Here is a 16,787-nt window from a genome sequence, read left to right as displayed (position 1 = left end):
CCGAGCTGGTCCCGCCGGCCGGGTGCGTCACCTGACCTCCCGAACGGCCCCCGACTCCACCTCGAACTCGCGGGTCGCGCGGAAGGCGTCCCGCATGCGCCGGTCGTGGGTCACCAGCAGGACCGTCCCGTCGAAGGCGTCCACGGCCTGCTCGAGCTGCTCGATCGCGGGAAGGTCGAGGTGGTTGGTGGGTTCGTCCAGGACGAGCAGGTTCACCCCGCGCTGCTGGAGCAACGCCAGCGCCGCGCGGGTGCGCTCGCCCGGTGAGAGCGTGGCGCAGGCCCGCGCGACGTGCTCTCCGCCGAGCCCGAACTTGGCCAGCAGGGTCCTCGCCTCGGTGGGGTCGAGCCCGGCCGGGTCAGCGGCCACGCAGAACGTGTCGAGCAGCGTGTCGCCGCCACTGAACTCCGAGCGCGCCTGGTCGACCCGGCCGGGCAGGACGCCGGACCCGATCGTCGCGCGCCCCGCATCGGGTGACGAGGCGCCGGTGAGCACCGCCAGCAGCGTGGACTTGCCGGCGCCGTTGGCCCCGCTGACGAGGACCCGGTCGCCGGCCCCCAGCTGCACGGTGACGGGCCCCAGGACGAAGTCGCCGCGCCGGACCACCGCGTCGGTCAGCACCGCCACCACCGCGCCGGAGCGGGGTGCGGCGGCGATCTCCATGCGCAACTCCCACTCCTTGCGCGGCTCCTCGACGACCTCCAGTCGCTCCAACGCCCGCTCGGACTGCGAGATCTTGGCGGCCTGCTTCTCCGAGCGCTGCCCAGCCCGGTTGCGGATGTGCTTGTCTCGCTCGGCGTCCTTGCCACCGGTCTTGCGCATCGCGCTGCGCACGCCCTTGTCGAGCCAGGTCTTCTGCGTCTGCACGCGCTCCTTGAGCTGGTCGACCCGGCCCGCGTACTCCTCGTAGGCGTCGCGGGCTCGCTGCCGCGCGAGCGCGCGCTCGGCGAGATAGGCCTCGTATCCCCCGTCGAACACGGTGATCTGCCGCTGGGCGGAGTCGAGCTCGACGATGCCGGTCACGCACCGGGACAGGAACTCGCGGTCGTGGCTGACCACGACCATCGGGCGGCGTTCGGACCGCATGAACTCCTCGAGGACGGCCAGTCCCGCGAGGTCGAGGTCGTTGGTCGGCTCGTCGAGGAGCAGGACGTCGTACTGGCTGAGCAGGACGGCGCAGAGGTTGACGCGGGCGGCCTGCCCTCCCGACAGCGCGGTCATGGGCAGTTCCGTCACGGCGGCGTCGAGCCCGAGCCTCGCGGCGGTGGCGGGGATCCGGTCGTCGAGGTCGCCGCCGCCGAGCGCCAGCCAGCGTTCGAGGGCGTCCCCGTAGGCCTCGGCGGCGGCGTCGGAGTCGGCCATCCGCTCCGCGAGCGCGTCCATCCGTACCTGCGCGTCCGCGACACCGGTGACGCGGTGCAGGAAGTCTCGCACCACCTCGTCGTCGTCCCGTTCCACCTCCTGGCGGAGGAGGCCGACCGTGGCGTCCGGCGGGCTGACGGTGACCTGCCCGGTCATCTCGGCGAGCGGGTCGCCGGCCAGCGCGTGGAGCAGGGTGGATTTACCGGCGCCGTTGGGCCCGGACAGGCCCCAGACGTCACCGGGGGCGACGACGAGGTCGAGCCCGTCGAACAGCGTGCGCGCTCCCCGGGAGGCACCGACTCCGCGGACGGTGAGCGTGGCGCTCACGATCCCGCCTGCAGCCGGGAGCTGGTGTGCAGACAGATGGACGCCGCCGTGACGATGTTGAGGCTCTCGACGCGACCCCGGATGGGGATGCGGACCCGCAGGTCGGCGGCGGCGGCGAGGTCGGCCGGCACGCCGTGGGCCTCGTTGCCGAAGATCCACGCGGTGGGCGCGGCGAGCACGTCGTCGGCGCGTTCGATGTCGACCTCTCCGCCGGCGTCGGCGACGGCGACCTGCAGCCCCGACCGGTGGGCGCGCCCGACGAGGTCGTCCTCGGCGATGCCGCGGACGACCGAGAGGTGGAAGACACTGCCGGCCGACGCCCGCACTGCCTTGGGGTTCTCCGGGTCCACCGCCCCCTCCGTGAGCCACACGGCGTCGGCGCCGAGCGCGTCAGCGACACGGACGAGGGTGCCGACGTTTCCCGGCTCGGACAGTCCCTGACCGACCGCGACGAGGCGCGGCGAGGCGACCGTGTCCGGCCCGTCGGTCGCCCCTGCGGCGCGGGTGGCGGCGTCGGCGGCCGGCCGCGTGACGGAGCGGCACACGGCGACGATCCCGGTCGGGGTGACGGTGTCGGACAGCCCGCGGATGGCGCGGTCGGTCACCACGGACACCGGGACGCCGGCGGAGCGACCGGCGTCGACGAGGTCGGCGAACCGGTCGAGCGCCGCCTCGGTACAGAAGAGTTCGACGGCGGAGCCGGTGGCGAGCGCGGACTCGACGGAGTTGGCGCCCTCGGCGAGGAAGCGTCCGGCCTTGCGCCGGGCCGCCGAGCGGTGGAGCTTGGATGCGGAAACGACCCGCGGGGTCCGTTCGGTGAACGGGTCCGCGGGTCGTCCCGTGCCCTCTGCGGGCGGAGTGTTCGTCAAGTCGCGGGTGTCAGGCAGCCGGCGCGTTGACGTCGGCCGGCAGGGCCTTGCGCGCGACATCGACCAGCGCCGTGAAGGCGGCCGGGTCCGTGACGGCGAGGTCGGCGAGCACCTTGCGGTCCACCTCAACGCCGGCGAGCTTGAGGCCCTGGACGAAGCGGTTGTAGGTCATGTCGTTGGCGCGGGCCGCGGCGTTGATCCGCGAGATCCACAGCTTCCGGAAGTCGCCCTTGCGCGCGCGACGGTCACGGTAGCTGTAGGTCATCGAGTGGAGCATCTGCTCCTTGGCCTTGCGGTACAGCCGCGAACGCTGCCCACGGTAGCCCTTGGTGGACTCGAGTACGGTCCGACGCTTCTTCTGGGCGTTGACTGCCCTCTTCACGCGTGCCACTGGTCAATCCTCACTGGTCTGGGGCGGTCGCCTACGGGGCGACCGGGAGTTACTGAAGGTCGGAGGGGCTCAGAGCCCGAGGAGCCGCTTGATGCGGGGCACGTCGGCCGGGGCGACGTCCGTGCGGCCGTCGAGGCGACGGGTGCGCTTGGTGGGCTTCTTCTCCATGATGTGGCGGCGGTTGGCCTGCTGGCGCACCAGCTTGCCGGTTCCGGTCTTCCGGAAGCGCTTGGCGGTGCCCTTGTGGGTCTTCATCTTCGGCATGATCGGTCTTCCTCACATGGTTCGGCCCGGAATGCCCGGTGGGGCCTCGGGTGTGCGGACGGCGTGCGTCCGTGGTCTTGTCGGCGCGGAGGGCCTACTCGGACGCGGGGTCGGTGACCTTCGAGTCCTGAGCCTTGGCGCGGGTCTTGGCGCCGCGGTGGGGGGCCACGACCATGGTCATGTTGCGGCCGTCCTGCTTGGCGCTGGTCTCCACGTATCCGTACTCGGTGATGTCGTCGGCCAGGCGCTGCAGCAGCCGGAACCCGAGCTCGGGCCGGGACTGCTCACGGCCACGGAACATGATGGTGACCTTGACCTTCGAGCCCTTCTCGAGGAAACGGACGACGTTCCCCTTCTTGGTCTCGTAGTCATGCGTGTCGATCTTCGGCCGGAGCTTCTGCTCCTTGACGACGGTCTGCTGCTGGTTCTTCCGCGACTCGCGCTCTTTCTGCGCCGCCTCGTACTTGAACTTGCCGTAGTCCATGATCTTGCACACCGGCGGGCGTGCGTTGGGCGCGACCTCCACGAGGTCCAGATCGGCCTCCAGGGCCAGACGAAGTGCATCCTCGACGCGAACGATCCCCACCTGCTCGCCCCCGGGGCCGACGAGTCGGACTTCGGGGACACGGATTCGTTCGTTGATACGTGCTTCGGCGCTGATGGGCCCTCCTCGGTAGTTACGGTGCTGGCGTCCGCGACCACTCACGTGGCCGCACAACCGCCCTCGAGGCGCCCCACGCCTCGCCAGCCGTGGCCGGCGAAGGCGAGAAGGCCCCACGGCATGTCTACCGGGGGCCTCTCACTCCTCACCCGTCGACGAGTACACGTCCGCGATCACTCGCGGAACCCCTCGTCGGGGTGGTGACCATCAAACTGCCTCGCGGCGTCGGATGGTGGGAGATCGGGCTCCTCTTGGACGACGGAACCCGCCTCGTAGCGGATTCCCACAGTCGCTGATGGACTCTACCAGTTCCGGCCGGTGCCCCCAAACCGGTGTCGGTGCACACGGCCCGGGGCGGTCCGTGGGACAGTGAACGGCATGACCACCGACCAGCCTTCATCCGCTGACCAGGCCACCGAGAACCTGCTCGGGGATCACCTCGACGCTCGCGAGGTCGAGATCGTCGATCTGGCGGACGTCTCCGCGCAGGAGATCATCTTCCGTTCCATCGTCGTCCTCATGAGTGCCGCTGCCGAGAAGCTGGGGCTGTCCGACGAGGACCCGACCTCGAGCCCGCGCCTGGACCTCGACGAGGCCCGCAAGCTCATCACCGCTCTCGCGGGCCTGGTGACCGGCTCGGCCGAACACCTCGGGCCGCAGGCTCGCGTCGTGCGTGACGGGCTGCAGGGCCTGCAGCGCGCGTTCCGCGAGGCCAGCGCGTATCCCGACGAGCCCGGCGAGGGACCCGGCGAGAAGTTCACCGGCCCGGTCTACTGACCTCTCCCCCACTGCGGTCGGCGCCCGCGCGGTGCCGACCGCTCCCGTGGGTCACGCGCCGTGCGCCCGGCGGCGGGTGATCAGCGCAGCGCGCGCGCCTTGCGAGCCGCCTTCGCGGCGGTCTTCTCGGCCGCGGTCGGGGCGGCCTTCTTCGCGCCCGCGCTCTTCGCTACGGTCTTCTTAGCACCGGTCTTCGTCGACCCGGCCTTGCGCGCCCCGTTCTTCGCCGCCGCGGTCGAGGCGGAGGGCTTCTCTCCCGCGCCCGTTCCGTCGGCGCCCTGCCCCGTCGAGGTCTCCGCCGCGGGCAGGACTTCCGCGAGGAACCGTCCCGTGTGGCTCTCCGGGACCGTGGCGACCTGCTCGGGCGTCCCCTCGGCGACCACGGTCCCGCCGCCGGCACCACCCTCGGGTCCCATGTCGATGACCCAGTCGGCGCTCTTGATGACGTCGAGATTGTGCTCGATGACGATGACGGTGTTGCCCTTGTCCACCAGGCCCTGGATCACCAGCAGGAGTTTGGTGATGTCCTCGAAGTGCAGGCCCGTGGTGGGCTCGTCGAGAATGTAGACCGTCCGCCCACTGGAACGCTTCTGCAACTCCGCCGCGAGCTTCACGCGCTGGGCCTCGCCGCCCGAGAGGGTGGGCGCGGGCTGGCCGAGTCGGACGTAGCCGAGCCCGACCTCGGTGAGCGTCTTGAGGTAGCGGTGGATCGAGGTGATGGGCTCGAAGAACTCACACGCCTCCTCGATGGGCATGTCGAGCACCTCGGCGATGGTCTTGCCCTTGTAGTGCACCTCGAGAGTCTCGCGGTTGTACCGCGCGCCGTGGCACACCTCGCACGGCACGTAGACGTCCGGCAGGAAGTTCATCTCGATCTTGAGCGTGCCGTCGCCCTGACATGCCTCGCAGCGCCCGCCCTTGACGTTGAACGAGAACCGGCCCTGCTTGTAGCCGCGCACCTTGGCCTCGGTGGTCGCCGCGAACAGGGTGCGGATCTTGTCGAAGACGCCGGTGTAGGTGGCCGGGTTGGAACGCGGGGTCCGACCGATCGGCGACTGGTCCACCTGGACGAGCTTGTCGAAGTCCTCGATCCCGTCGATCCGGGAGTGCCGGCCGGGGACCTGGCGCGCGCGATTGAGCTGGTTGGCCAGCGTCGTGGCCAGGATGTCGTTGACGAGGGTGGACTTACCGGACCCGGACACCCCGGTGACAGCGCACAGCACGCCGGCGGGGAAGACGACGTCGACGTTCTTGAGATTGTTCTCCCGGGCGCCCCGGACGTGGAGCCGCCTGTCAGGGCTCGGCTCGCGTCGCTTGGCGGGCACCGCGATCTGGCGACGGCCGGCCAGGTAGTCGCCGGTGAGCGACTCCGTGTTGGCCAGCAACCCCTCGTAGTCGCCCGAGTGGACGACCCGCCCGCCGTGCTCACCGGCCAGCGGGCCGATGTCGACGATCCAGTCCGCGGACCGGATGGTGTCCTCGTCGTGCTCGACCACGAGCAGGGTGTTGCCCAGGTCGCGGAGACGGACGAGGGTGTCGATGAGGCGGCGGTTGTCGCGCTGGTGCAGGCCGATCGACGGTTCGTCGAGCACGTAGAGAACTCCCGCCAGGCCCGACCCGATCTGGGTGGCCAGGCGGATGCGCTGGGCCTCGCCACCGGACAGACTGCCGGCGACGCGGTCCAGGGAGAGGTAGTCCAGGCCCACGTCGAGGAGGAACCCCATCCGGGCCTGGATCTCCTTGAGGACGCGGCCGGCGATCATCGCCTGTCGCGAGTCCAGTTCCAGCCCGTCGAGGAAGGCCGCGCAGTCCTCGACCGACATGCGGCTGATGTCCGCGATCGAGCGCTCCTGGCCGCCGGGGCCCGCGAGGGTGACGGCGAGGATCTCCGGCTTGAGGCGGGTCCCGTCGCAGCCCGGGCATGGCACCTCGCGCATATAGCCCTGGTAGCGCTCCTTCTGCGATTTGGACTCGGTCTGTTCGAGGCGTCGCTTGAGGAACGACATGACGCCCTCGAACTTGGCGTCATAGGTGCGGGTCCGTCCGAACCTGTTGCGGTACTGGACCCGGACCTTCGTCGGGGCTCCCCCCAGCACGGCCTTGCGCACCTTCGCGGGCAGGTCCTGCCACGGCGTCCGCAGATCGAAGCCCATGTCGCTGGCCAGGCCGGTGAGGAGCTGCTGGAAGTAATCCGCGCTCTGACCACCCGACCAGGGCGCGATCGCACCGTCGGCCAGGGACCGCTCGGGATCGGGGACCACGAGGTCGGGGTCCACCTCGAGGTGCGCCCCTAGGCCGTCACACACCGGGCAGGCGCCGTACGGGTTGTTGAACGAGAACGCGCGCGGCTCCATGTCGTCCAACGCGATGGGGTGGCCGTTGGGGCACGCCATGTGCTCCGAGAACCGCCGGTGGCGGGCGGGATCCGACTCGTCGCGGTCCACGTACTCGATCACGATCACGCCGTCGGCGAGGCCGAGGGCGGTCTCGACCGAGTCGGTCAGCCGCTGGCGCGAGGACGGCTTGGTCGCCAACCGGTCGACCACCACCTCGATGTCGTGCTTCTCCTGCTTCTTCAGCGTCGGGGGCTCGGACAGCGAGTGCAGGACACCGTCCACTCGCACACGGCTGTAACCGTCGGCGGCGAGCTGCGCGAAGAGGTCGACGAACTCACCCTTCCGCGTCCGCACGACGGGCGCGAGCACCTGGAACCGCGCCCCTTCCTCACCCTCGAGGATCTGGTCGACGATCTGCTGCGGGGTCTGCCGCGAGATCACCTCGCCACACGTCGGGCAGTGCGGCACCCCGGCGCGCGCGTAGAGCAGACGGAGGTAGTCGTGGACCTCGGTGATGGTTCCGACGGTCGACCGGGGGTTGCGGTTGGTCGACTTCTGGTCGATCGACACCGCCGGCGAGAGACCCTCGATGAAGTCGACGTCCGGCTTGTCCATCTGACCGAGGAACATCCGGGCGTAGGAGGACAGCGACTCGACGTACCGACGCTGACCCTCCGCGAAGATCGTGTCGAACGCCAGCGACGACTTGCCGGAGCCGGACAGCCCCGTGAAGACGATCAGCGAGTCGCGGGGCACGTCGATGTCCACGCCCTTGAGGTTGTGCTCCCGTGCGCCGCGGACGACCAGACGGTCCACCATGGGTTCTCCTTCCGAGTGGGGAGCGCCGCCACTGATCCGTGACGGAAGCCGTACGCCGGGGCATGGCCACCGTTCCCGCAGACGAAGGTACCAACGTGGTACGACACGTTTACGGCCACCGGCCGCGTCCGACGTCGGTAGCCTGCAGTTATGTCGAATCCCACCGAGTCCCTACCCGACCGCATCACCCTCACCGAGGGTTATTCCGGCCGCCTCTCCGGGCGCCTGACCGGCGAGCGCTGGACCGTGGGTCCCGCGCGACTGAGCAAGATCTCCGTCGGCGAGATGGACAACAACGTCTACGTCATCGAGTCGACCGACACCGGCGCGGTCCTGCTGGTCGACGCCGCCAACGACGCGCCGCAGCTCGTCGAGCATCTGCGCGACCGCGCCCCCGGCGTCAAGGAGGTGCTGACCACCCACCTGCACGCCGACCACTGGATCGGCCTCGCTGAGACGGTCGAGGCGCTCGGCCTGACCACCATCGCCTCCCCCGGTGACGCCGCGGGCATCGACGTCCCCACGGATCGACACGTCTCCCACGGGGACGAACTCGAGGTGGGCGACCTCCGACTGGAGGTCATCGGACTGCGCGGCCACACGCCCGACGGCATCGCCCTGCTCCTGCGGACGGACGCGGGGACCCATCTGTTCTCGGGCGATTCGTTGTTCCCCGGCGGGCCCGGCAAGACCGGATCCCCCGAGGACTTCACCACCCTAATGGGCGACCTGGAGTCCCGGGTCTTCGACGTCCTCGACGACGACGTGGTGGTCCACCCCGGACACGGAGACGACACGACGATCGGCGCCGAGCGTCCGCACCTGGCCGAGTGGCGCGACCGCGGGTGGTGACGGTCGGCCGACCCGCCCGCCGACCGGCGACCCGCGACCGCGACCGGAAGCGCGCGCCGCGAGTTCGCACTAGGTTCGGTGACGCACTCCCACCTATCCAGGAGGAACGATGATTCGACGACTCGCACGACCCATGCTCGCCACGGTGTTCGTCATCGACGGCGTTGAGACGCTTCGCAATCCGCAGGCCCACGTCGCCGATGCCGCACCGCTCGTCGACAAGACGGCACCGCTGGTGGAGAAGGGTGAGCAGGCCGTCAACGAGAAGGTGTCCACGTCGGTGCCGCCGGTGCCCAAGGACGCCGAGACGCTCGTCAAGGCGCTCGCCGGGGTGAAGATCGGCGCGGGCGCGCTGTTCGCGCTGGGCAAGGCCCCCCGCCTGTCGGCACTGGCACTCACCGCCGCCCACGTCCCCTCGGCGATCAGCCGACACGCGTTCTGGATGGAGTCCGACCCGGCCGCGCGCAGCCGCAAGACCACGGGGCTGGCCACGGACGTCGCGCTCCTCGGTGCGCTCCTGCTCGCCTCCGTCGACACCGCCGGTCAGCCCGGCCTGGCGTGGCGCGCCCGCAAGGCCGGCGACACGGTCGCCGCCAAGCTGCCCGGCGCGAAGGCCGAGTCCGCTGCGGCCGGCGCGGCGATCGCCGGCGTCGCCCACAGCGTCGCGGACCAGGCGCGAGGCGCCGCCGATACGATCCGGGACAAGGCTCCGGAGGTGGCCGAGACGGTGCGTGAGAAGGCCCCCGAGGTGGCCGACCAGGTTCGTGAGCAGGCGACCGGCGTCGCCGGGGCCGTCCGCGAGAAGGCTCCCGAGGTCGCCGGCCGACTGCGTGGGCGCGCCGCCGCCGCACGGGATCAGGCCGCTCCGATCGCCGCCCAGGTCCGCGACGCGGCCGTGCCGGTCGCCGCCGAGGTGCGGGGCCGCGCCGACGCCGCCGCCCGTGTCGCGTCCGACCAGGCCGACGACGTCCGCAAGGCCGCGCTGGCGCGGAAGAAGGCCGCGGAGAAGCAGGCCAAGAAGAAGTCCGCGCGACTCGGCAAGGACGCCAAGAAGAAGACCGCCCGGTTCGAGAAGGACGCCGGCAAGGCGGCCCTGATGGCCAAGAAGAAGACCGACGAGGTCCGGGCGAAGGCGGCCGACGCCATCCATCCCTGACCCGTCGCGGGCCCGGCCGCCACTCGGGCCGGCCGGCTCCCCGGACCATCTCGTCACCCGATGACCCCGCCCGCACCCGGGCGGGGTCATCGCCGTCCGAGGGCACGTCGCGGATCCCGGTACCCTGGACGTCCTGCCCGAACAGCCCCAACCGGAAGGAGCGCCTGTGACGGGACACGACGCCGTCGACGAGGAGCAGCGTCACCTCGGTCGTCTCCTCGACCGCCTCGAGGAGTTGCGGGCGGACACCCGCGCGCGGCTCGACGCCGTCCTGCGCACTTCCGGCGGGACGCCGCAGGCCCGGTCGGAGCGGGAGTCGTTCGCCCGGCTCTACTCGTCGGAGCTCGCGGCCTTCAGCGCGGCCAACCTGGGCCTGTACTTCGGCCGCCTGGACATGGGTGACGGGGAGGTCCGGCGGATCGGCCGCGTGGGGCTGCGGGACGACGACGAGGACCTCACCACGCTGCTGTTGGACTGGCGCGCCGACCACAGCCGCCCCTTCTACCTGGCCACGACCGCCCGGCCCGAGGGCGCGCACCGCCGTCGTCACCTGCGCACGATCGGGCGTCGGGTGATCGGTATCCACGACGAGTATCTGACTGCGCCGGAGGACGGCGAGTTGCCGGAGGACCACGACGACGTGGTGGGGGAATCGGCCCTGTTGGAGGCACTCGACACCGCGCGGTCCGGGCACATGACGGACATCGTGGCGACCATCCAGCGCGAGCAGGACGAGATCATCCGCAATCCCCACGCGGGCGTGCTGGTCGTCCAGGGCGGTCCGGGCACGGGCAAGACCGCGGTGGCCCTGCACCGCGCGGCCTATCTTCTCTACACCCACCGTCAGCGGCTCGACCGCAGCGGCGTCCTCATCGTGGGCCCCAACGCACGGTTCCTCGACTACATCGCCCGGGTGCTACCGTCGCTCGGCGAGTCGGGGGTCGTGCTGCGCACCCTCGCCGATCTCTATCCGGGCGTGCGGGCGACCGGCCCCGAGACGCTGCGCGGTGAGGAGGTCAAGGGGTCGGGCGAGATGGTCGGCATCCTCAAGGCCGCCGTGCGGGCGCGTCAGCTCGCGCCGCGGTCCGAGGTGGTGGTGCGCGTGGAGGGCCACGACCTCACTCTCGCCCCGGCCACGGTGCGGGCGGCGCGGGGGCGGGCGCGGATGACCCGGCGCCCCCACAATCAGGCGCGGGAGGCGTTCGCGACGCGGATCGTCGACGCGCTCACCGAGCAGTACGTGGCCGCCCTGACCGATCCGGTGGGGCGCGCCGAGGACGAGGCGTGGTCGCCGGAGGGCGACGGCGTCGGGGATCTCGGGGATCCGGCCCGGCCGCTGTTGGACGCGGACGACCGCGCGGAGCTCCGGCGCGAGGTGGAGGCCTCCCGCGAGGTCGCGGAGATCGTCGACGAGTGGTGGCCCGTCCTGCGGCCGGAGCAGCTGCTGGCCGATCTGCTCTCGAGCCGCGAGCGGATCGCCGAGGCGGCGGGTGACTACGTCGCGGAGGACCAGGAGGCGCTCTTCCGCCGGGACGGCGCCGCGTTCTCGGTGGCGGACGTGCCGCTGCTCGACGAGCTCGCGGAGCTGCTCGGGGAGGATCCGACGGCGGACGGCAGCGAGGCCGACCGCGCCTGGGCGGAGCAGCTGCGCCAGGCGGAGGAGGCGCTGGAGATCCTCACCGGCTCGGCGGTCCAGGACATCGAGGACGATCTCGATCCCGAGGTGCTCATGGCGTACGACGTCGTCGACGCCGAGGCGCTGGCCCGCCGCCACAGCGCCGATTCGGACCTCACGGTCGCGGACCGAGCGGGGGCCGATCGGACGTGGGCGTTCGGGCACGTGATCGTCGACGAGGCCCAGGAGCTGTCCACCATGGCGTGGCGGGTCATCATGCGCCGCTCACCCAACCGGTGGATGACCCTCGTCGGGGACGTCGCCCAGACGTCGAGCCCGGCCGGGATCGACTCGTGGCACGACGCCCTGTCGCCGTACGTCGACGGCCGGTGGGTGCTCACCGAGCTGACGGTGAACTACCGGACGCCCGAGACGATCTCCGCGGTGGCGGAGTTGCTGCTGGCGGAGATCGATCCCGACGCGGCCTCGCCGCGCCCGGTGCGACCGGGGCGACGTCCGGTGGCGTGGCTGGAACCGGGACCCGACGAGGTCGCGCGGGTCGTGGCGGAGGAGATCCGCGCGGTGCCGTCGGAGCGCGCGGTGGCCGTCCTGGTCCCGGACGACGGCGGGGAGGGTGACGGGCGCGGCCACGACGGCGGTGGCGACGGTGGCGGCGGCCATGGCGGTGACGACGGCGAGGGCACCCCGCCCCGGTACGCCGCCCTGGCCGAGGTCGCGGAACGGGCCCGGCCGGGGACCTCGGTGCTGCCGTTGGCACTGGCCAAGGGGCTGGAGTTCGACGTGGTCGTGGTGGTGGACCCGGATCGTGTGCTCGCACGCTCGCCGCAGGGTCTGCAGGATCTCTACGTCGGCACCACCCGCGCCACCCAGGAGCTCGTCCTGGTCCAGCCTGGAGGATTCGGCCCGCTGCTCGCGGGGATCCGGGAGCGCGTGGCCGCCGACGACCGGGAGCTCAGCGCATGAGGCGGGTTCGTGCACGGGTGCTGGCCGCGGCGGCGCTCCTCGCGGTGACGGCCACGGCCTCGGCGTGTGGCGACGCGGCGGACGGAGCCGGCGGCGACGGGACGACCACGGCGGCGTCACCCGAGACCGTCGCAACGGACACCACGGTCGGCGCCCGGCCCGGGACGGGTGGGCCGCTCCGCACCGAGGAAGAGCGCGCCTTCCTCGCCGACCTGGCCGGGCTCGGGTTGCCGACCGAGATGACGGCGGAGACGACCCTGGAGGTCGGTCTCGGCATCTGCCGGGGAATCGACGACGGCGCGGACACCGAGACGATCCTTGATCGGATCCGCCCCCTCACCAGCGCGATCGCGTCCCAGAACGACGAGTGGGACACGGCCGGGGTCGGTCGCGCGCTCATCGACGCGAGCCGGGCCCACCTCTGCGACTAGTGGGCATCTCCGTTAGTTCGTCGGGGGTCGGTGATCCAGGCGGTGGGGTCGCCGAGATAGAGGCCGCAGGCGGTGTCGAGGGCTTCTGCGGGAGTGCCTGAGGGCCATCCGTTTGGCAGGGCGGCTTGCTGGTAGTCGTCGTGGCTGGCGCGGTAGATCGCAAAACCCCACTGGCTGGCTGATCCGGCGTAGCGCAGTCGGCAGAGCTTGACTTCGTCCCCGTCGCTCAAGGTGGCATCGATGTAGGCGAATCCGGCCCGGTAGCGGGTGTGCAGGGCCTGGATCTGGGGCCACCGTTCGGCAGCGCGGGCCAGGAGTTTCTGTCGCAGTGAGGTCTGTGTCGAGTCGGGGATCTTGGCCATGGTCTCCATCATCGCCGCCGCCGTTTCTCGCCCTCGACTTTCGGCTTGTTCCGGCGTGGCGGCTTGGCGGGCGCCGCTGGGTGCGTCAGAAATGAACATGCCTCCCACCAGCGCCGTTATCGGGCTTATATCGTTTTCGGTGCTGGGTTTTCCCAGCTCAGCAGCCCGCTAGGGTTGACGGTGGGAGAGGTTCGGTGAGCGCGGTTGTCGGCTGAGGGTTGTGCCTCGTGAACAGAGAATGCGACACCGGATCTGCCCCGCCACATGGCCCGTTTGAAGGGAATTGACGGACTGGCCTGGCAGAGGTGTTCTGTCGACTGGTCGCGCCGGATGACACGTAAGCACGGGCACACCCTGGCGGCGACACCTCTCGGCCGATTGCTGGCCGCGGGGCGCCGATGGCCTGCTGTGGCAGCGGCTCGAGTATGCGGGGCCGCGGCGACGGGATGCTCCCGAGACCGATAAGTACACAGGAAGCCACGGCCGCACTACCCGATGGCGCGGCGATGATTGTGGGGCTTCCCTCCTGCGACGTCGCAGGCAGGCTTGGTGGAGCCTGCCGGCACGTGCGATGCCGCTCGAGGACGCCCGGCGACATCGTCTCGACTGTCCCGCTATGGCGAGCGTGGCAGGAAGGAAGCCCGAACCCATGACTTCAACGGGCACAGTCCATAGTCCCACAACGATTCAGGCCCGCGCCGGGATCGACTGCGCGATCGTGGCGAATCACCAGTGCGAGCTGATCGAATATCGCGACGACGGCACGACACGAACAACCCGCAAGACCATCCCGAGCACCGCGGCCGGGATGAACGAGCTGACCAGGTTTCTCGCAGCAGTCGACGTCGCCGTCGACGTGGTCGCTGAACCGACTTCCCTGACCTGGGTTGGTATCCAGGCTGCGGTCGGCGCCGCCGGCGGCCGGTTCTACCTGATCGGCACCAGGCACTCCTCTCGACTGCGCGCAGCGGTGGCCGGCAAGAACAAGTCCGACGTCATCGATGCGCATCTGCTGGCCAAGGCGCTCGACTTGTTCGACCTTGAACCGCTCGTCGTTGCCGACGTCGGTTCCGAGGCCATCAAACGCTCGGCCCTGTCGCGGGGCGATGCCCGCGTGCACTACGACCAGTGCTGGCGCCGACTGCGTTCTTACGTCGCCGCCACCGTTCCGGACATCGACAAGATTCTCGCCGGATCTCGTACCCGCACGTTGGCGGTGCTGGGGCGGTGGCCTGACCTGCGAGCCCTGGCCCGAGCACACCGGTCCACCATCACCGCAGTGCTGCGCGAACACTCCTACTGCGGTGGCCGCCAGGAGCAGATCGCTGACCAACTCCGCAGTGCCGCGGCGGCCTGGGTGGGCATCCTCAGGGACTACTACGACCTAGATTTCTGGGCTTTGAAGGTCGCTGGAATGCTCGCCGACATCGATCAGGCCGCGGACCGATTCGACCGCTACACCGAGCAACTCGACGGGCTCTGGCACGCCTTCTACGGCCCCGATGATCTGCTGCTCTCGGTGCCGGGGACCGGCCCGATCACCGCGGCGACGATTCGTGGCTGGCTCGGCGACGGGTCCCGTTTCGCCCGCCCCGAGGACTTCGCCTCCTACTGCGGACTGACCCCATCGAACTGGTCGTCGGGAACCATGGAGCACAAACATCGCGCGATCAGCAAGGAAGGCCCGTCGGCTTTGCGGATGGCGGTGTTCCTCGCCGCGAATGCGGCACGCACATCCGACCCGCAGCTCGCTCGGGTGTACCACCGGCTCATGGTCGACAAGGGTCAGCACCACAACAAGGCCGTGTGCGCGGTCGCCCGCAAGCTCGCCGAGCGGATGTGGATAGTCGTGCACCGCAACGCGCCCTACGAGTACCGCGACGACGACGGCGCGATCCTCGACATCACCCAGGCTCGGGCCATCGTCCGCGAGCGCTACCAGGTGCCCGCGGAAGTCCGCGCCCGCCACCGCAACCACACCACCGCCCAAAGGAGAGCCCGACTGGCAGCCTGACCCCTCCCTCGCCTCGCCACCACGAGGCCCCAGATCAGCCGTAGAGCCCGGCGCTCTACGGCGCCTCGACATGCATCCCGACAGGACCATCCTGAGGGGGGTTGACAATCGTTAGGGAATCTCTTCCGGATCCGGAGTGCGTAGCTGGGGTTCGCCGGGGATGCGGTGAGGCACAAGATGTAGGGGTCCTGGGGCGTGTGAAGATGCAGGTTCCTACGCCACGCATCGAACACCCCAGGACCCGCTTTGAACGCTACCGCCAGCCTGCTTGCCGACACCATCTGCCGCACCGTCGAGCTCGGGGTGACGATCACCGACGCCGCTGTGGCTGACGAGCTCACGCACCTGTTCTGCGCCCCGGTCACACTCGACCCGGTCTGCGCCGAGTGCGGGATGGCGGGCCGTTTGCGGGACCACGTCCAGCGGAAGGTCACGGATCTGCCGATCGTGGGTCATCCCACCAGACTGCATGTGCGGGTACCGCGCTTCACCTGCGACAACATCGAATGCGAGACGCGCATCTTCCAGCAGCGGATGCCGGCGTTGGCCGAGCCGCGGGCCAAGACCACGCGTCGCTGCAGCCGCTGGATCCTGCAGCGTCTGGCGATCGACCGCACCAGCGTGTCCGCGGTCGCCAAGGCCCTCGGGCTGGGGTGGGATCTGGTCAACGATCTAGCACTGTCGGAGACTCGCACGATCGTCTACGACCAGCCCGGCCACTTCGACGGCGTCCGCATTCTCGGAGTCGACGAGCACAAATGGAAGCACGTGCGCGGCGACGGCAGCAGCTCATTCGTCACCGTCCTGGTCGACCTGACCCCGGTCGTGGACGGCACCGGCCCGTCTCGCCTGTTGGACATGGTCCCCGGGCGCTCGGCGAAGGTGCTCACCGAGTGGCTCGACGCCCGTGACCAGGTGTTTCGAGACCGAGTCAAGGTGGTCACGATGGACGGGTTCGCCGGCTACCACTCCGCCGCCGCCAAAGCCGTTCCCGCTGCCCGGACGGTGATGGACCCCTTCCACGTCGTGCGCCTGGCCGCCGACAAGCTCACCGTGTGCCGCCAACGCATCCAGCAGGCCACCACCGGGCACCGGGGCCGCACGGGCGATCCGCTGTACGGCATCCGCCGGACCTTGAACACCCGAGCCGAGCTGCTCACCGACAAGCAGAAGGTGCGCCTGTTCAAAGCATTCACCGCCAACGATGCGCACGCGGCGGTCGAGGTCACCTACGGCGTCTACCAGCGACTCATCGCCGCCTACGACGCCGCCGGCAAGCGGGAGGGCAAGATCGCGATGTACAAGCTCCTGCGCTCGATCCGGGCCGGGGTGCCCAAGGAGCTGCCCGAGCTCGCCCAGCTCGGTCGCTCACTGTGGAAACGGCATCGCGAGATCCTCGCTTACTTCGACGTGGGTGCCTCCAACGGACCCGTCGAGGCCATCAACGGCCGCCTCGAGCACCTCCGCGGGATCGCCCTGGGCTTCCGCAACCTCAAGCACTACATCTTGCGGTCACTCATTCACTCCGGCCGGCTTCAGGATCGGATCAATGCACTCTGATTCCGGA

General features: G+C 70.4%; 14 protein-coding genes. 7 read left to right on the top strand and 7 right to left on the bottom strand.

Features of this window, described 5'->3' with window-relative positions:
- Positions 1 to 27: 27 nt before the first annotated feature.
- The 5 genes from VYL96_RS06920 to infC form a co-directional block, all read right to left on the bottom strand.
- Positions 28 to 1,689 (bottom strand): ABC-F family ATP-binding cassette domain-containing protein, encoded by a 1,662-nt coding sequence (locus tag VYL96_RS06920; RefSeq protein ID WP_131886586.1) that lies wholly within the window; start codon positions 1,687 to 1,689, stop codon positions 28 to 30.
- Positions 1,686 to 2,558, bottom strand: coding sequence for a TrmH family RNA methyltransferase (locus tag VYL96_RS06915; protein ID WP_243699818.1), 873 nt, complete (start codon positions 2,556 to 2,558; stop codon positions 1,686 to 1,688). Before VYL96_RS06915 ends, VYL96_RS06920 begins: the two co-directional genes overlap by 4 nt.
- Before the next feature lie 10 nt (positions 2,559 to 2,568).
- The gene (rplT, locus tag VYL96_RS06910) at positions 2,569 to 2,949 is read right to left on the bottom strand and encodes a 50S ribosomal protein L20 (protein ID WP_131886584.1); all 381 of its coding nucleotides are present in this window, start codon (positions 2,947 to 2,949) and stop codon (positions 2,569 to 2,571) included.
- 69 nt (positions 2,950 to 3,018) lie between these two features.
- Positions 3,019 to 3,213, bottom strand: a complete 195-nt coding sequence (gene rpmI / locus VYL96_RS06905) for a 50S ribosomal protein L35 (RefSeq protein WP_007630819.1) — start codon at positions 3,211 to 3,213, stop codon at positions 3,019 to 3,021.
- Positions 3,214 to 3,307: 94 nt separating this feature from the next.
- The gene (gene infC, locus VYL96_RS06900; protein WP_100086307.1) at positions 3,308 to 3,919 is read right to left on the bottom strand and encodes a translation initiation factor IF-3; all 612 of its coding nucleotides are present in this window, start codon (positions 3,917 to 3,919) and stop codon (positions 3,308 to 3,310) included.
- A gap of 333 nt (positions 3,920 to 4,252) precedes the next feature.
- Between infC and VYL96_RS06895 the strand changes: the two genes are divergently transcribed.
- On the top strand, positions 4,253 to 4,651 hold the full coding sequence (locus VYL96_RS06895) for a DUF1844 domain-containing protein (protein WP_007630815.1): 399 nt from the start codon (positions 4,253 to 4,255) through the stop codon (positions 4,649 to 4,651).
- Positions 4,652 to 4,731: 80 nt separating this feature from the next.
- Here VYL96_RS06895 and uvrA read toward each other — a convergent pair whose 3' ends face one another.
- The gene (gene uvrA, locus VYL96_RS06890) at positions 4,732 to 7,806 is read right to left on the bottom strand and encodes an excinuclease ABC subunit UvrA (protein WP_131886583.1); all 3,075 of its coding nucleotides are present in this window, start codon (positions 7,804 to 7,806) and stop codon (positions 4,732 to 4,734) included.
- Positions 7,807 to 7,956: 150 nt separating this feature from the next.
- Between uvrA and VYL96_RS06885 the strand changes: the two genes are divergently transcribed.
- The 4 genes from VYL96_RS06885 to VYL96_RS06870 all read left to right on the top strand — a co-directional run bounded on the left by VYL96_RS06885 (position 7,957) and on the right by VYL96_RS06870 (position 12,844).
- The gene (locus VYL96_RS06885) at positions 7,957 to 8,658 is read left to right on the top strand and encodes an MBL fold metallo-hydrolase (RefSeq protein WP_131886582.1); all 702 of its coding nucleotides are present in this window, start codon (positions 7,957 to 7,959) and stop codon (positions 8,656 to 8,658) included.
- 109 nt (positions 8,659 to 8,767) lie between these two features.
- Positions 8,768 to 9,814, top strand: a complete 1,047-nt coding sequence (locus VYL96_RS06880) for a DoxX family protein (RefSeq protein WP_131886581.1) — start codon at positions 8,768 to 8,770, stop codon at positions 9,812 to 9,814.
- Positions 9,815 to 9,980: 166 nt separating this feature from the next.
- Positions 9,981 to 12,413: a HelD family protein gene (locus tag VYL96_RS06875; RefSeq protein WP_131886580.1), complete on the top strand. Its 2,433-nt coding sequence runs from the start codon at positions 9,981 to 9,983 to the stop codon at positions 12,411 to 12,413.
- Complete coding sequence (locus VYL96_RS06870; protein ID WP_243699817.1) at positions 12,410 to 12,844, top strand: DUF732 domain-containing protein; 435 nt, start codon at positions 12,410 to 12,412, stop codon at positions 12,842 to 12,844. Before VYL96_RS06875 ends, VYL96_RS06870 begins: the two co-directional genes overlap by 4 nt.
- On the opposite strand, the gene VYL96_RS06865 is transcribed toward VYL96_RS06870, so the two are convergent.
- On the bottom strand, positions 12,841 to 13,305 hold the full coding sequence (locus VYL96_RS06865) for a hypothetical protein (RefSeq protein ID WP_329439730.1): 465 nt from the start codon (positions 13,303 to 13,305) through the stop codon (positions 12,841 to 12,843). The two genes, VYL96_RS06870 and VYL96_RS06865, sit on opposite strands and share 4 nt — an antisense overlap.
- Positions 13,306 to 13,855: 550 nt before the next feature.
- On the opposite strand from VYL96_RS06865, the gene VYL96_RS06860 reads away from it, so the two are divergent.
- Both VYL96_RS06860 and VYL96_RS06855 read left to right on the top strand, forming a co-directional pair.
- Positions 13,856 to 15,220: an IS110 family RNA-guided transposase gene (locus tag VYL96_RS06860; protein WP_329438463.1), complete on the top strand. Its 1,365-nt coding sequence runs from the start codon at positions 13,856 to 13,858 to the stop codon at positions 15,218 to 15,220.
- 246 nt (positions 15,221 to 15,466) lie between these two features.
- Positions 15,467 to 16,780 carry an ISL3 family transposase gene (locus VYL96_RS06855; protein ID WP_106385017.1) on the top strand — a complete coding sequence of 438 codons (1,314 nt, stop codon included), beginning with the start codon at positions 15,467 to 15,469 and terminating at the stop codon, positions 16,778 to 16,780.
- Positions 16,781 to 16,787 lie beyond the last annotated feature (7 nt).

Source organism: Dietzia maris, from assembly GCF_036287335.1.
Classification (GTDB): domain Bacteria; phylum Actinomycetota; class Actinomycetes; order Mycobacteriales; family Mycobacteriaceae; genus Dietzia; species Dietzia cinnamea.
The sequence above is the reverse complement of the archived record's forward strand: the minus strand, read 5'-3'. Positions and strand labels throughout refer to the sequence as shown.

What these genes read in the sequence shown, in the direction of transcription:
- rpmI (WP_007630819.1), bottom strand. Translation starts at nt 3,213, where the DNA reads ATGCCGAAGATGAAGACCCACAAGGGCACCGCCAAGCGCTTCCGGAAG.
- VYL96_RS06895 (WP_007630815.1), top strand. Translation starts at nt 4,253, where the DNA reads ATGACCACCGACCAGCCTTCATCCGCTGACCAGGCCACCGAGAACCTG.
- uvrA (WP_131886583.1), bottom strand. Translation starts at nt 7,806, where the DNA reads ATGGTGGACCGTCTGGTCGTCCGCGGCGCACGGGAGCACAACCTCAAG.
- VYL96_RS06885 (WP_131886582.1), top strand. Translation starts at nt 7,957, where the DNA reads ATGTCGAATCCCACCGAGTCCCTACCCGACCGCATCACCCTCACCGAG.
- VYL96_RS06880 (WP_131886581.1), top strand. Translation starts at nt 8,768, where the DNA reads ATGATTCGACGACTCGCACGACCCATGCTCGCCACGGTGTTCGTCATC.
- VYL96_RS06870 (WP_243699817.1), top strand. Translation starts at nt 12,410, where the DNA reads ATGAGGCGGGTTCGTGCACGGGTGCTGGCCGCGGCGGCGCTCCTCGCG.
- VYL96_RS06865 (WP_329439730.1), bottom strand. Translation starts at nt 13,305, where the DNA reads ATGTTCATTTCTGACGCACCCAGCGGCGCCCGCCAAGCCGCCACGCCG.
- VYL96_RS06860 (WP_329438463.1), top strand. Translation starts at nt 13,856, where the DNA reads ATGACTTCAACGGGCACAGTCCATAGTCCCACAACGATTCAGGCCCGC.